13 protein-coding genes are annotated in these 14,437 nt (G+C 68.0%); 6 read left to right on the top strand and 7 right to left on the bottom strand.

What is annotated here, in order from left to right; translation table 11 throughout:
• Positions 1-226: 226 nt before the first annotated feature.
• Genes EZV60_RS15895 through crcB form a run of 4 tightly spaced genes read right to left on the bottom strand, consistent with a single transcriptional unit; the run spans position 227 to position 3,031 of the window.
• Positions 227-940 (bottom strand): ATP12 family chaperone protein, encoded by a 714-nt coding sequence (locus EZV60_RS15895; RefSeq protein WP_135506594.1) that lies wholly within the window; start codon positions 938-940, stop codon positions 227-229.
• Positions 937-1,617, bottom strand: coding sequence for an HAD-IA family hydrolase (locus EZV60_RS15890; RefSeq protein WP_135506593.1), 681 nt, complete (start codon positions 1,615-1,617; stop codon positions 937-939). The genes EZV60_RS15895 and EZV60_RS15890 overlap by 4 nt, the downstream gene beginning before the upstream one ends.
• Entirely contained in the window at positions 1,614-2,657 is a 1,044-nt protein-coding gene (locus EZV60_RS15885; RefSeq protein WP_135506592.1) for an RluA family pseudouridine synthase, read from the bottom strand. Before EZV60_RS15885 ends, EZV60_RS15890 begins: the two co-directional genes overlap by 4 nt.
• Entirely contained in the window at positions 2,654-3,031 is a 378-nt protein-coding gene (crcB, locus tag EZV60_RS15880; protein WP_135506591.1) for a fluoride efflux transporter CrcB, read from the bottom strand. The genes EZV60_RS15885 and crcB overlap by 4 nt, the downstream gene beginning before the upstream one ends.
• A gap of 114 nt (positions 3,032-3,145) precedes the next feature.
• On the opposite strand from crcB, the gene EZV60_RS15875 reads away from it, so the two are divergent.
• The 5 genes from EZV60_RS15875 to glmM all read left to right on the top strand — a co-directional run bounded on the left by EZV60_RS15875 (position 3,146) and on the right by glmM (position 8,791).
• A complete protein-coding gene (locus EZV60_RS15875) occupies positions 3,146-4,405 on the top strand; it encodes a glycerate kinase type-2 family protein (protein WP_135506590.1) in 1,260 nt (419 codons plus the stop codon).
• Positions 4,406-4,664: 259 nt separating this feature from the next.
• Positions 4,665-4,793: a hypothetical protein gene (locus tag EZV60_RS19480; RefSeq protein ID WP_280952601.1), complete on the top strand. Its 129-nt coding sequence runs from the start codon at positions 4,665-4,667 to the stop codon at positions 4,791-4,793.
• A 264-nt stretch (positions 4,794-5,057) separates the two neighbouring features.
• Positions 5,058-6,218 carry an amidohydrolase gene (locus EZV60_RS15870; RefSeq protein ID WP_342588806.1) on the top strand — a complete coding sequence of 387 codons (1,161 nt, stop codon included), beginning with the start codon at positions 5,058-5,060 and terminating at the stop codon, positions 6,216-6,218.
• On the top strand, positions 6,205-7,365 hold the full coding sequence (locus tag EZV60_RS15865) for a M24 family metallopeptidase (RefSeq protein WP_135506589.1): 1,161 nt from the start codon (positions 6,205-6,207) through the stop codon (positions 7,363-7,365). The genes EZV60_RS15870 and EZV60_RS15865 overlap by 14 nt, the downstream gene beginning before the upstream one ends.
• Positions 7,366-7,450: 85 nt before the next feature.
• Positions 7,451-8,791 (top strand): phosphoglucosamine mutase, encoded by a 1,341-nt coding sequence (gene glmM / locus EZV60_RS15860; protein ID WP_135506588.1) that lies wholly within the window; start codon positions 7,451-7,453, stop codon positions 8,789-8,791.
• Between the two features lie 29 nt (positions 8,792-8,820).
• Here glmM and EZV60_RS15855 read toward each other — a convergent pair whose 3' ends face one another.
• From EZV60_RS15855 to EZV60_RS15845, 3 genes are all read right to left on the bottom strand, one after another.
• Positions 8,821-9,762: a glycosyltransferase gene (locus tag EZV60_RS15855; protein WP_135506587.1), complete on the bottom strand. Its 942-nt coding sequence runs from the start codon at positions 9,760-9,762 to the stop codon at positions 8,821-8,823.
• 194 nt (positions 9,763-9,956) lie between these two features.
• Positions 9,957-11,708 (bottom strand): hydantoinase B/oxoprolinase family protein, encoded by a 1,752-nt coding sequence (locus EZV60_RS15850; protein ID WP_135506586.1) that lies wholly within the window; start codon positions 11,706-11,708, stop codon positions 9,957-9,959.
• Positions 11,705-13,753, bottom strand: a complete 2,049-nt coding sequence (locus EZV60_RS15845) for a hydantoinase/oxoprolinase family protein (protein WP_135506585.1) — start codon at positions 13,751-13,753, stop codon at positions 11,705-11,707. Before EZV60_RS15845 ends, EZV60_RS15850 begins: the two co-directional genes overlap by 4 nt.
• Positions 13,754-13,949: 196 nt before the next feature.
• Between EZV60_RS15845 and mscL the strand changes: the two genes are divergently transcribed.
• Positions 13,950-14,378: a large conductance mechanosensitive channel protein MscL gene (mscL, locus tag EZV60_RS15840; RefSeq protein ID WP_135506584.1), complete on the top strand. Its 429-nt coding sequence runs from the start codon at positions 13,950-13,952 to the stop codon at positions 14,376-14,378.
• The last annotated feature ends 59 nt before the right edge of the window (positions 14,379-14,437 follow it).

The following is a 14,437-nucleotide window of genomic DNA, read 5'->3' as shown; positions in this document are numbered from 1 at the left end:
AGACAGACCGGGGCGTTGACCCCGATCAATGCGCGCGAGTTTGTTTTGATTCATTCAGGAAGGTCAAGCCCCGGTGCCGCAAAAACGATCACGTTTCGGGGTTATTTCCCCTTGGGAACCCCGTGTTTTCAGGGCAATTGCACAAATGCTGGGCAGGCTGCCCGGGGCACCGGCGGCCCGCTGCAGGCCCCTGCCGAGCCCGCGTTTCGCGCATAAGCTGAGTATGTTAGCGGTCACGCACCAAGTCATGGAAGCGCTTGGCGTCCAGAAATTGCGCACGTTTGGCGAGCGCCATCTGTCGGGCTTCTTCATCCACGCCCCAGAATTCTTCCTGCCAGGTTTCGTCGATCCGCGAGACTGACCAGAGCGCCTCTGGCGTCTGATGCCCGTGCAGAACTGCAAAGCCGATGACGAGCGAACCCGAAAGCCCCACGAGATCGTGAAAGGCGGTGAGCGTGAAAGCATCCATCGCGTGCACCTGCCGCGACAGCCGGTCGAGCGCGCGCGGATCCTGGGGGCGGTGCATCACGCCTTCCACCGGTTGAAGCCGTGCGCCCAGCGCCTCTTCGGCCCAGTCGAGCAGCGGATCCCACGCCTCTTGCTGCCGCGCGATCAGCCCTTCGGGCGCGTCGGCGCGGTAGCACAGCAGGTCCGCGTCGCCATAGGCCGCCACCATGTCGGCGACTTCGGCGTGTTGAGGCGTAACCTTGTCGATGGCGGCGTTCGCCGCGCGCGTGACCGGCATGGTGAGCGGCTTGATCTCGCCCTCCTGCGCGTCCCATTCGGCGGCGATGGCATCGGCCATGGCGCGGGTCGGGACGGCTAGCGTCGCCTTGGCGGGGGTTTTCACCGGCCGCGTGTCCAGAAGGATGCCGAAGCCGCCCGCCGTTTCGGTCACATGCGCCTCGCTCCAGAAACGTTTGGCCTTCCATTCGCTCATGCTGTTCGTTCCCACGTGGTGTCGATCAGCCCGGGCAGGTCGCGAAAATCGCGCAGGATGGCCTGCGCGCCGGTCAGATGATCGGCGGGATGATAGCCCCATCCGACGCCGATGAAGGGCACGCCCGCGGCCCGGGCCATCTCCATATCAAAAGTGGTGTCCCCGATCATCACGGCGTTTTGCGCCGCCACGCCGGTTTCCGCGAGTGCGGTCAGGATCATCGAGGGGTGCGGCTTGGACGGGTGGTGGTCGCTGACCTGCTGGGTCACGAAATGCGCGCGCAGATCGTGACCGTCGAGCAGCTTGTCGAGGCCCCGGCGGGATTTGCCGGTGGCGACGCCAAGCAATGTTTCGGGCCGTGCGTTGAGCGCGTCGAGCGTGTCGCGGGCGTAAGGGTAGAGCGGCGAAGACTGCGCCGCGCCGGATTCGGCCCGCAGATGCATGTAGGCCTCCTTGTACCAGTCAACCATGCGCGCCTGCGTCTGGGGCCCAACGCCCGGTGCGAGGCGCGCCATGGCCTGCGGCAGCGAAAGCCCCACGATGGACAGGATCGTGGCGCGGTCGGGCACCCGCGCGCCGGCGGTCTCGAAGGCGTGGGTCATCGCAGCCACGATGTCGCCCTGGCTGTCGACAAGCGTGCCGTCGACGTCGAAGATCACGAGGCGCAGGTCGGTCATGCGAAATCCTCGAACGGGTCCTCGGGCGCCTGCGCGGGCTGCCATTGAAAGAGGTCCCAGGTGCGCGCCATGTGATCGGGCAGCGGCGCGGTCAGGTGCAGCTTGGCGCGGGTGACCGGGTGGGTCAGCGTCAGCGACCGTGCGTGCAGGTGAAGCTTGCGGCTGACCTCTCCTCCCAGTTGCGCGCCCCAGCCGTCGCCCAGGTTTTCCTGCCCGGATCCGCCGTATTTGCCGTCACCCACGATGGGATGACCCAGTTCGGCCATATGCGCGCGCAGCTGATGCGTGCGGCCCGTGACCGGCACCAGCGCCATCCAGGCGGTGCGGGTGCCCAGCGCCTCGATCACCGCGTAATCGGTGATCGCAGGTTTCGCGCCTGGGGTGGTGTCGACGGCGTCGGGATGCAGGCACAGCATCTTTTCGCCCTCGCCCCCCGCGCCGTGTCCGGGCGCCTTGACGAGGCCGAAGCGGATTGTGCCCATGCGCGGCACCGGCACGCCGGCGACGGCGGCCCAGTAGATCTTGCGCGTGTCGCGGTGGCGGAAGGCGGCGGTCAGCGATTTGGCCACGCTTCGGGTGCGGGCCATGATCAGAACGCCCGACGTGTCCTTGTCGAGCCGGTGCACGAGGCGCGGCTTTTCCTCGGCGTCGAAACTGAGCGCCTCTGCCAGCCCGTCCACGTGGCGCGTCTGTTTGGACCCGCCCTGTACCGGCAGGCCGGGTGGCTTGTTGAGGGCGATGATATGATCGTCGCGATAGATCACGGCGGCGCGGATCATCTGCGCGTCGGCCTCCGTGATGCGCGGGGTGTCGGGCGCCGCCTGTTTCCCCGGCTCGGGCAGTGGCGGGACGCGCACCGCCTGCCCCACCTCGAGCCGCGTGTTGGCCTTGACCCGGCCGCCATCGACGCGCAGCTCGCCCTTTCGGCACATCTTCTCGATCCGGCCCTGCGGCACATGCGGAAAGCGGCGGCGCAGCCAACGGTCGAGCCGTTGGTCGCCCTCGTCCTGGGCCACGGTGATGGTCTGCACCCCGCTCATGCGAAGGCCCCTCGCGCCAGCCAAACCCCCAGCGCCAGCCCTGCGATAGAGAGCACGACCGACAACGCAACATAGGCCAGCGCCTGTCCGGGCAGGCCATCTTCCCAAAGAAGAAACGCCTCCAGCGAGAAGGCCGAAAACGTGGTGAACCCGCCAAGGATCCCGGTCAGCAGGAAGGGATTGAGATGGGTCATCTCTTTTTCCAGCGACCAGATGAAGAGCACGCCCATCACGAACGAGCCCAGCACGTTCACCGGCAGCACGGCCAAAGGGAAGCCGCCTCCAACCAGCCGGGTGAGGCCCACACCGGCGCCGAAGCGCAGCAGGGCGCCGATGGCGCCCCCGAGGCCGACCTGAAGAAGGGTTGCGAACATGGCCGCGTCTGTCGCGCGTGGCCCGCGCTTTGTCAAGCTGCGCCGATTGGGGGGCTGTTGCCCCGGCGCGGGGGGCGCTAGGGTGCTGCGACGATCAAGACCGGAGTGAGCCCGATGCAAGACCCCCTGCCCTTTTTGCGCCGCCTGTTCGACCGGGCCGTCGAGGTGGCCGACCCGATGCAAAGCCTTGCGGGCTATCTGCCGCCGCGCCCCGAGGGCCGGCTTGTGGTGGTGGGCGCGGGCAAGGCCAGCGCGCGCATGGCCGAGGCGGTCGAGGCTGTCTACGGCCCATGCGAAGGGCTGGTGATCACGCGCTATGGCTATGCGCGCCCGTGCAAGGGGATCGAAATCGTCGAGGCGGCGCATCCCGTGCCCGACCAGGCCGGGCTGGACGCCACCGCACGGATGCTGGACCTGGTCGGAGGCCTGGGCGAGGAGGACATGGTGCTGGCGCTGATTTCCGGCGGGGCGAGCGCGCTTCTGGTGCAGCCCGCCGGAGAGATCACGCTGGCCGAGAAACAGGCGGTCAACAGCGCGCTTCTGGCCTCGGGGGCACCCATCGGGCAGATGAACGTGGTGCGCAAGCACCTGAGCCGCGTGAAGGGCGGGCAGCTGGCGGCCGTGGCCTATCCCGCGCGCATGCTGGCGCTTTTGATCTCCGACGTGCCCGGCGACGATCCGGCGATGATCGGCTCGGGGCCGACGGTGGGCGACGGCAGTACGTCCGAAGACGTGCGCAGCATCATCGACCGGTTCGGCATAGATGTCCCGCCCTCGGTCTGGGACGTGCTGGAGGGCGAGACCGGCGTGGTGCCGCCGGGCGACGTGCGGCTTGGCCGGGTCGAGAACGTGATCTACGCCGCACCGTCGCAATCGCTTGAGGCGGCCGCCGAGATCGCCGCCGCCGAGGGCTGCGAGGTGCGGATTCTGGGCGATGCGCTGGAAGGCGAAGCGCGCGATGTGGCCGCCGAGCAGGCGCGGCTGGCGTTGGATACGCAGGCCGCGATGGGCGCGGGCGACGCGCCGGTGCTGCTTTTGTCCGGCGGGGAACTGACCGTGACGCGGCGCGGCGACGGCGTAGGCGGCCCGAACGCCGAGTTCTGCCTTGCGCTGGCGCTGGCGCTGGAGGGGGCGCCGGGGATCCATGCAATTGCCTGCGATACCGACGGCGTCGATGGCGCGGCAGAGGTCGCCGGCGCGCTGATCGGGCCCGACACGCTGGCGCGGGCCGAGGCCAAGGGCGAAAACGCCATGGCCGCGCTCGCCATCAACGACGCCCACGGGTTTTTCGAGCGCACGACCGGTCAGGTCGTCACCGGCCCGACGCTGACCAACGTGAACGACTTTCGCGCGATCCTGATCACACCGGGCTGACCGCGCGCCCGGCCCTGCGCCAGCCCGGTCACATTTGCGCCTTATTTTTACCAGATTGGAGACAAAGTTTTTCCAACTGGCCGGTAGATCGCCGTTAACCTTTTTGGCAGGGTTGCACGTGCCGGGATGTCCACCCGGTCCGGGCGCGGTCGCTTGGATCGACTGCCGGCGGGCGGACATCTCAGCACGAACATACGAGTATTGCGTCGGTCCGGCGCGTGGTCTCCGGTCCGGTGTGCGGATCCAGTGGAGGCGACGTATGGCCAAGACAACGCAAACACCCGAACCGAAGGACAACGCCAAACCGACCGCGGCGACCAAGCCGAAAGCGCCGAAGGCGCCGCGGACCAAGCCGAAACAGGTGATTTTCGACTTCGCGAGTATCTGAGGCACTTTTCGCTTCTTACCAGTTTTCAGGCACCCCGAGTGCGTGGGGAGTGGCGGGCCAAGCCCGCACGGTCGGAACAGCGAGTTACTCCGGCCTGAATTTGAGAAAGGTCTGTCCGCCAGACGCTTCGGCGACAGCCGGTGCTTGGCATCGGATGCGGCGGGCAGGCCGTTTTTCATCGCGCCGGACCTTTTGACTTTGCACGGCAAAAGGCGCAGACCGGGTCTATCTTGGGCCGCATAGGGCCCCGCCGGAGGTCACGCCGTGATATCAGAGCACATCCAGACGGACATGCAGGGCTGGCGGCAGGCGTTTCACCGCCATCCCGAGATCGGCTTCGACCTGCCCTGGACCAGCGCGCGGGTGGCCGAGCTTTTGGAAAGTTTCGGCCTTGAGGTGCATCGCGGGATCGGCGGCACCGGCGTCGTCGGCGTGCTGCAGCGGGGCAACGGGCCGAGATCCCTGGCCATTCGCGCCGACATGGACGCCCTGCCGATTACCGAGGCCAATGACCTGCCGCATGTGTCGCAGACACCTGGGCAGATGCACGCCTGCGGGCATGACGGGCACACGACCATGGCGCTTGGCGCGGCCTGCACGCTGGCGCGGGAAGGCGGGTTTTCGGGGCGCGCGATCTTCGTTTTCCAGCCCGACGAAGAACACGGGCAAGGCGCCCGGGCGATGGTCGAGGACGGGCTTTTCGAACGTTTCGAGGCCGAAGCGGTTTACGGGATGCACAACATTCCGGGCATGCCGCTTGGCCAGTTCGCCACGCGCGCCGGGCCGATCACAGCCAGCGAGGCACTGTTCGAGATCGAGATCGCGGCGCGCGGCGGCCATGCCGCCCTGCCGCATATGGGCGCGGACGCAATCACCATCGGGGCCGAGGTGGTGGGCGCGCTGCAGACCATCGTCGCGCGCAAGCTTGACCCGGCGCAGAACGGGGTGGTGTCGGTCACGCAGTTCGAGACCGACGGCGCGCGCAACGTGCTGCCCAGCCACGCGCGGCTTTCGGGCGATGCGCGGGCCCTCACGCCCGAGGTCAACGCGCGGATCGAGACGGCGATGCGCCGGATCGTCGACGGGCTGTGCGCGGCCCATGACGTGCAGGGCACGGTTCGGTACGACACGATCTTCCCCCCCACGATCAACGCGCCCGGCCCTGTCGAGGCGGTGACGCGCGCCGCACAGTCCATGCAGGCCGAGATCGACAGCGCGGCGCCGCCCAAGCTTTTTTCCGAGGATTTCGCGCATATGGCCGCCGCCGTGCCGGGCTGTTTCGTGCTGATGGGCAACGGCACCGAGGGCCGCCATGCCCGGCCGCTGCACGCGGCGGATTACGAATTCAACGATGCCGCGCTGGCCCATGGCGCTGCATTCTGGGTGCGGCTTGTGCGCCAGGAACTGACCGATGGCCCCGTATGAGGCGCGGCGGGCGCGCCTTTGCGCGGCGATGGGCGCGGCGGGGCTGGACCTTGCGCTGATTTGCGACGAGGACAACGTCTATTACCTGAGCGGTTATTACGATTACCTGCACATGGAATTCGGCCGCCCCACGATCCTGGTCGTGACACGCGACGGCGCGACGCGGCTGATCACCCCCGCGATGGAGGCCGAGATGGCGCAGGCCCGCGCGCAGGTGGACCGGATCGAGCTTTGGAACGACGGGATGGGCCGCGAATGGCGCGGTCCGCTGGACGATGTGCTGCGCCCGCCCGGCCGCATCGGCATAGAGCCTGCCGCGATGCCGCAGGTGGTGCGCGCGCATCTTGAGGCGCGCGTCGCGCCTGAACGGCTGGGCGATGCGACGGCGGTACTGGCGCGGCTGCGGATGATCAAGTCGCCCGAGGAACTGCGGCTGGCGCGCGAGGCGGGCCAGGTCGCGGGCGCGATGATGCAGGCGGCCCGGGACACGATCCGCGCCGGTATCGCCGAATACGAGGTGGCGCTGGCCACCGCCGCCGTCGGCACGCGCGAGGCCGCGCGGCTTCTGGCCGGACACGACAGCGGCGCGGCGATGTCGCCGCTCACGCATTTTCTGCAGATCATGGCAAGCGGGCCTGAGATCACCCAGCCGCATCACCGCGCCTCGGCCCGGATCCTGCAGCGGGGCGAGCCGGTGTTCCTGTGTTTCTGCGGGATGACGAACTTTCACCGCTTCAAGCTGGGCTTCGACCGGACCTTCTGGGTGGGCGAGATCGCCGACCCGGACCAGCGGACGATTTACGAGCTGGCCGTGGCCAGCCAGCGCGCCGCGCTGGAAACGCTGCACCCGGGCGTCACCGCCGAACGCGTGCACGCCGCCTATGCGTCGGTGACCGAAGGCGCGGGCCATGCCTATCCCTTCCGCTGCGGGCGGGCGGTGGGGTTCAGCTATCTCGAAGCGCCGCAGCTTGTGCGCGGCGACACGACCGTGCTGGAGCCGGGAATGGTTCTGGCGGTCGACGGATCGGTCACCGATCCTGGGCGCTTCCGGGCGCAGGTCGGCGACAGTTTCATCGTGACCGAGGACGGCTATGAGCAGATCACGCACCATCCCAAGGCGATAGAGGACGTGATCCTGCCCGCCTGAGCGCGGGGTGTTGGCAGCGCCCATGCGGGCCGGTATGACAGAATCAAGTGGCGCAGCGCGCCGGACAGCAGACGAGAGAGACAGCATGGCGGACAAGCTTTTCGGGACGGACGGCGTGCGAGGGCGCGCCAACAGATATCCAATGACCGCCGATATGGCGCTGAAGCTGGGCGCGGCGGCGGGACGCTATTTCCGGCGCGACCGGCAGGAGCACCGGGTTGTCATCGGCAAGGACACGCGCCTGTCGGGCTACATGATCGAATATGCACTGACCGCCGGCTTCGCGTCGACCGGTATGGATGTGTTCCTGCTGGGCCCGATCCCCACCCCGGCGGTGGGGTATCTTACCCATGGCCTGCGCGCCGATGTGGGCGTGATGATCTCGGCCAGTCACAACCCCGCGGCGGATAACGGGATCAAGCTGTTCGGGCCTGACGGCTACAAGCTTTCGGACGAGGCGGAAGCCGGGATCGAGCAGCTCATGCGCGACGGCGCTCGGCTGGCGCAACCCGAAAACATCGGGCGTGCCAAGCGGTTCGAGGACGCGCGCGGGCGCTACGTGGAATATGCCAAGACGACCTTTCCCTATCGCGGACGACTGGAAGGGCTGCGGATCGTGGTGGATTGCGCGAACGGAGCGGCCTATCGCACCGCGCCCGCCGTTCTTTGGGAGCTTGGCGCCGAGGTGATCCCCATCGGCGTCGAACCTGACGGCACCAATATCAACGCCAATTGCGGATCGACCCGGCCCGAGGCTGCGGCGAAGAAGGTGATAGACGTGCGCGCCGATCTGGGAATCTGCCTGGATGGCGATGCCGACCGGGTGGTTCTGGTGGATGAGAAAGGCCAGGTCGCCGATGGCGACCAGATCATGGCGCTGATCGCGACCCGCTGGGCCGAGGAAGGCCGGCTGAAGGGCGACACGCTGGTGGCGACGGTGATGAGCAATCTCGGGCTGGAACGGCACCTGGAGGCCAAGGGTATCGCGCTCAAGCGAACGGGCGTGGGCGACCGGCACGTGGTCGAGGCCATGCGGGCGGGCGGGCACAACCTTGGCGGCGAACAGTCCGGTCATATCGTGATGACCGATTATGCAACGACCGGCGACGGGCTGATCGGAGCGCTGCAGTTCCTGGCCAGCATGGTCGAGACGGGCAAGCGGGCCTCTGACCTGGCGCGGGTCTTCGAACCGGTGCCGCAGACGCTTGTCAACGTGCGCTATACCGAGGGACGCGAGCCGCTGGAAACCGACGAGGTGCAGCAGGCCATCGCCGACGGCGAAAAGGCCTTTGGCGGCGACGGGCGGCTCTTGATCCGTAAATCTGGCACCGAGCCGCTGATCCGGGTGATGGGCGAGGCGGTGGACGAGGCGCTTCTGGGTCAGGTGGTGAACCGGGTCGTCACGGCGGTGAAGGCGGCGAGCTGACCACTTTGGGTCCCGCGCGACCCGTGGCGCTATAGCCGCCCCAGGAGGACGGACAGCCAAAGAACCGCCGTGCCAACGCGGCGCTGGCGGTAGAGCCGCAGACGCGAGAACCGCCACAGCCGCAGCGGTAACGGCGCGTGGCGCATCGCCTTGAACCGGCGCAACAGCGCGCGGTTGCGCGGCGTGAAACGGTGCGCACTGCGCGACAAGGCCGCGACGTTAAGATCCATCCAGTGGCGATAGGTCCCCCGGACCATCATGCTCAGCCGGCTGGCCTGCGCCTTGGGCGAGGTGTTGGCGCCCATGGCGTTGTGATCGTGCTGGCGGTAGTAAATCAGAGGTGTCTCGTGATGCAGGACGCGCCCGCCCGCTCCGGTCACGATCTGGTAGCTCCACCAGTCATGCATGACGATCGGCCCGGCCTCCTCGGCCGCGGCGCAAAGCAGCCGCGCCCCGGTGGGATTGAGCAGCGAGGTGTTGCCCGACGCGATGTTCTGCACCAGTGCGTTGCGAAACCCCGGCGGGCGGGGCCGCGCCATCGACACCCGAAGCGGCGCGAGGGTCTCGTCGGTGATCATCTGCCGGGCGCAGAACAGCGCGGGTATCTCGGGATCGATGTCGGCCAGCACGGAAAGCCCGGCGGACAGGCGGTCGGGCATCCACACATCGTCCTGATCGCTGAAGGCAAGATAGCTTGGCCCGGGCACGACACGGGACATGCGCATCAGCAGGCTCAAGAAATTGGCCGCCGCGCCCTGTTGCGGGCCGTCCAGCACGGTCACCGCGTGGCCCTTGTCCGCAAAGGCTTGCAGGACGGCGCGGCTGTTGTCCTCGTCGCCGTCGACCGAGGCGATGAGGTGCCAGTTGCGATGCGTCTGGTCGGCGAAGCTTTGCAGTTGCGCAGGCAGATAGCGCGCCCCGTTGTGGACCGCGAGCAAAATGGTGACGTGGGGGATCCCGCGCTCGGTCATGGGTGGCCAGGGCTGGCCGGGGCCGCGCGGCGGGCCGCGATGCGGAAACGGGAGGCGCGGATCAAGTGTCGGTTCCTTGCGCGACGGCCATCTGTGGCGAATTGCGCCCCGCGTAGCAGGCGCAGGGCCCGGTGCACAAGCGCTCGAAGCACAAATTCGGGATCCGGACGGCTGTTTTTCGCGCCCGAATAGGCTCAGTCGTGCGGGGTCTGGCGCAGCGCAACCGTGGCGGCAAGATCGACCTCGGCCCCCGGCCCGTCGCGCAGCACCACGCCGAAGAGATCGCGCGCCTGCCTTGCGGAGAAACGGCCAAGCCGCACATCTTCTGCGACGCGGGCCGGATCGCGGGCGAAGGCCGGACCATAGCCGCCGCCGCCGGGCGTTTTCACCCGGACCCGGTCGCCGGGGCCAAGGGGAATGTCCTGCGCTTTGGACAGGTGTTCGGGCGTCATCGGCTGGCCCGATTGCCAGACGGTCACTTCGCCCGGCGCGCCGTCTTCGCCATCGAGCGCGCCTTGCGGGCCGAACCGCCCGTGATCCATCACGAAGCTCGCCTTGGCCTGCCCGCGCCGGATCTCGATTTCGTAATCGAGACCGAACCCGCCCCGATGCTCGCCCGCCCCGGCCGACCCTTCGCGCAGGGCATAGCGATGGTATAGCACCGGGAAGGCCTGTTCCATGATCTCCACCGGTGGCGCCTTGGAAATGCCGATGGTCGAACAGCCGTTGCTGAGCCCGTCGCCCCCCGCCCAGCCGCCATAGCCGCCGCCAGAGAGCTGATACATCACGTAATCGCGCCCGCGCGCCGGGTCGTGCCCGCCCAGCGCGAAATTCCCCGACGTGCCGGCGGGCGCGGCGGTCACCCGGTCAGGCAAGGCGGGCACCAGCGCGGCAAAGACCGCCTCGGCGATGCGTTGGCTGACCTCCGCCGCGCAGCCCGAGACGGGGCGCGGGTACTGCGCGTCGAGGAACGTGCCCTCGATCCCGGTGACCTCCAGCGGCTCGAACGCGCCCGCGCTGATCGGCACATCGGGAAAGATATGGCGCATGGCAAGATAAACCGAGCTGAGCGTCGTGGCGCGCACCGAGTTCATCGGCCCGAGACAGGGCGGCGCGGAGCCGGTGAAATCAAAGCAAAGATCGTCGCCCGTGCGGCGCACGGTCAGGCGAATGGCCAGCGGCTCGTTCACCACGCCATCGCTGTCGATCCAGGCCACGGCGCTGTGATCGCCCTCGGGGATGGCGCGGATATGCTGGCGCATCTGCGTCGCGGCGCGGGCGCGCAGCTCGGCGATGGCCGCGGTCACCGTGGCGTCGCCATAGCGGTCCATGAGGGCGTTCAGGCGGTCTGCACCCAGATCGAGGGCGGCGGCCTGCGCACGCACATCCCCGATCCGCTGGTCGGCGACGCGGATGTTGGAACAGATGATGGCATAAATTTCGGCATCCATCTCTCCGCGCTTGAACAGTTTCACCGGCGGCAGGCGCAACCCTTCCTGTTCGACCGCGGTGGCCGAGGCGGAAAAGCCCCCCGGCACCGCCCCGCCGGTATCCGGCCAATGGCCGGTATTCGATAGCCAGCAATAAAGCGTGCCCGCGCGATAGAACGGCCGGGCAAAGCGCACGTCCATCAGATGCGTACCGCCAAGATAGGGGTCGTTGACGATATAGATGTCGCCCGGCTCCGGCGGGGCGGTCAGGCCGCGCGCGATCCTGTCGATCAGGATGCGGGTCGATTCCTGCATCGTGCCCACGAAAACCGGCAGACCGCCCGCGCCCTGCGCAATAAGTGCGCCGTCGGCGGCAGCGTAGATCCCATCAGAGCGGTCATTCGCCTCGGCGATGACCGGCGAGAAGGCGGCGCGCGAAAAGGCGAGGTCCATCTCGTCGCAGACCTGCTGCAGCCCGGCCTGGATGACCGACAGGGTGATCGGATCAAGCGTCACGGGCGCGCGCCCCCGATGGTCAGGATCAGGTTGCCATGCGCGTCGCCCCGGGCGCTGTCGCCCGGCTCTATCAGAATGGTGGTGTCCATTTGCTCGACGATGGCGGGACCCTGCAGATGCGCGTCAAGCGGCAGGTGATCGCGCCAGTAGACAGGCGTTTCAATCCAGCCTTGCGCGAAATGCACGCGGCGCGTGCCGGTCTGGGCCGCGGCCAAGGTGGGCTTGCGCCCCGCGGGGTCGATCAAGGTCGAGAGATCAAGCGCCGGGCGTACCCCGACCACCGAGGTGTTGACGTTGACTACCTGTGCTCGGATGTCGCTCAGCCGCACGCGGAACCGGTCGAAATAGGCCGCCTCGAAGCGCGCGCGCAGGTCGGGCGCGTCGATCTCGGGGCTCTCCAGGGGTACCCGCAGCAGGTGGGTCTGCCCGGTGAATTGCATATCGACGGAATGGATGTGGCGCCGCGCGCGGATCTCGACCCCTTCCCCGGCGATCAGCGCCTCGCCCTCGGCCACATGATCCGCGCAGATCCCGGCGATCCTGCCCGGCGGCAGCGCATCGACGGGGGTGTTGATCGTCTGCACGAAATCGTGCCGCAGGTCGGCCACCACACAGCCGATCGCATTGGTGATGCCCGGGCGCGCGGGCACGAGGACACGCGGCACGCCCAGCTCGCGCGCAAGCGCGGCGGCATGCAGCGGTCCCGCCCCGCCGAATGCGAAGAGCGCGAAATCGCGCGGGTCCGCCCCGAGCGAGAGTGACACCATGCGGATCGCCCCCGCCATATGGGTGTTGGCCATGCGGATGACGGCCTGCGCGGCCTCGGTCACGTCCAGACCAAGCGGCGCGGCAAAGCGCCGGGCGACCTCGGCCGGGGCGATGACCTCGGTGCTGGGCAGCTTGGCCGGATCGAGCCGGCCGAGGATCAGGTTGGCGTCCGAGATCGTGGGCTCTTTCCCGCCCCGTCCATAGCAGATCGGCCCCGGGTCGGCGCCCGCGCTGTGCGGGCCGACCTGCAACAGCCCCGCCGCCGTGACCCGCGCGATGGATCCGCCCCCGGCGCCCACGGTGCGCACATCGACCATGGGCACGTGAATGGGCATCGCGTATTCAATCTCGATCTCCGAGGAGACCGCCGGTTCAGCGCCCCGGATCAGCGCCACGTCGGTCGAGGTGCCGCCCATGTCGTAGGTAATGAGGTTCTCGATGCCCGCGACCCGACCGGTATAGGCCGCCGCCATCACACCGGTCGCGGGGCCCGACATCACCGTTTTCGCCGCCTCGCGGGCCGCCTGCCGCGCCGAGACCATGCCGCCATTGCCGGTCATCACCAGCACGTCGCGCCGATAGCCGCCCGCGCTCAGTTCCGCGCGCAGCCGCGTGAGATACCGGTCAAGGATCGGCTGCACGGCCGCGTTGACCGCCGCCGTCACGCCGCGCTCGAACTCGCGGGATTCCTGCAGGATGGCGTGGCCCAGCGTGACATGGTCGTTGGGCCAGAGCGGCGCAAGGATTTCGCCCGCGCGGATTTCGTGCGCGGGATTGGCATAGGCATGCAGGAAATGCACCACCACCGCCTCGCATCCCCGATCAAGCAGGGTACGGGCGGCGGCGTGCAGGGCTGCCTCGTCAAGCGGGATCACGACCTCGCCCGCCGCGTCCATCCGTTCGGGAATCTCCAGCCGCAGATCGCGCGGGATCACCGGGGTGAACTGCCCGGTCATCCCGTAGGCCTGGGGCCGGGTACGGCGGCCCAGTTCCAGCACGTCGCGAAAACCGGCGGTGGTGATAAGGCCGGTGCGGCTCAGCTTGCGTTCAAGAACCGCGTTGGTCGTGGTTGTGGTGCCATGCACGATCAGGTCCAGCGCGGCGAGGTCGCCGCCCGCGGCACCGAGCGCCGCCATCACCCCGAAGGCCTGATTGCCGGGCGTGGTCGCCACCTTGGCCAGCCGGACCGCCCCCGTGGCCCGGTCGAGCTGCACCAGATCGGTAAAGGTGCCGCCCACGTCGATGCCGGCGACGATGCCGCTGCGGTCTTGCGCCATGGCTGTCCCGGCCTTTCCTGTCCGTCGCGGGCCAGCTTGCCGCGCGGGCGGGAAATGTCAATCGGCGGCGCCCCGCAGGCGGCGCGGTGCACGATCCGCGCACTCGCGTAAATTGGGTTAATTTTTCGTTAACTCGTGCTAAAGGGCAATTGGGCCGCGCGGCAACAGCGCGCCCGGAACACGAGGGAACACCGTAATGATTCAAGAATTCAAGACCTTCATCGCCAAGGGCAATGTCATGGACATGGCCGTCGGTATCATAATCGGCGCGGCCTTCACCGCGATCGTGACCTCGCTGGTGGGTGACCTGATCAACCCGATCATCGGGCTCTTCACCGGCGGCATCGATTTCACCAACAACTATGCCGTGCTGTCGGGCGACGTGCCCGAGGGCGCCTCGCTCGACGCCGCGCGCGAGGCGGGCGCGGCGGTCTTCGCCTATGGCGCCTTCCTGATGGCGGTGATCAATTTCCTGATCATCGCCTTCGTCGTCTTCCTGCTGGTCAAGATGGTCAACCGCGTCAAGGACGCCGCCACCGCCGAAGAAGAGGCCGCACCCGAAGAAGAAGCCGGCCCGAGCGAGATCGACGTGCTCATGGAAATCCGCGACGCGCTGAAGAAATAGCGCGGGCCCCTCTTCATCTGGCTATTAATACCTCGGGGAGTTTGAGGGGTGGAACCCCT

This window comes from Roseovarius aestuariivivens (assembly GCF_004761875.1).
Taxonomy (GTDB): domain Bacteria; phylum Pseudomonadota; class Alphaproteobacteria; order Rhodobacterales; family Rhodobacteraceae; genus Roseovarius; species Roseovarius aestuariivivens.
Note: the sequence above shows the minus strand (reverse complement) of the source record. Positions and strands in the feature narration are given on the sequence as shown.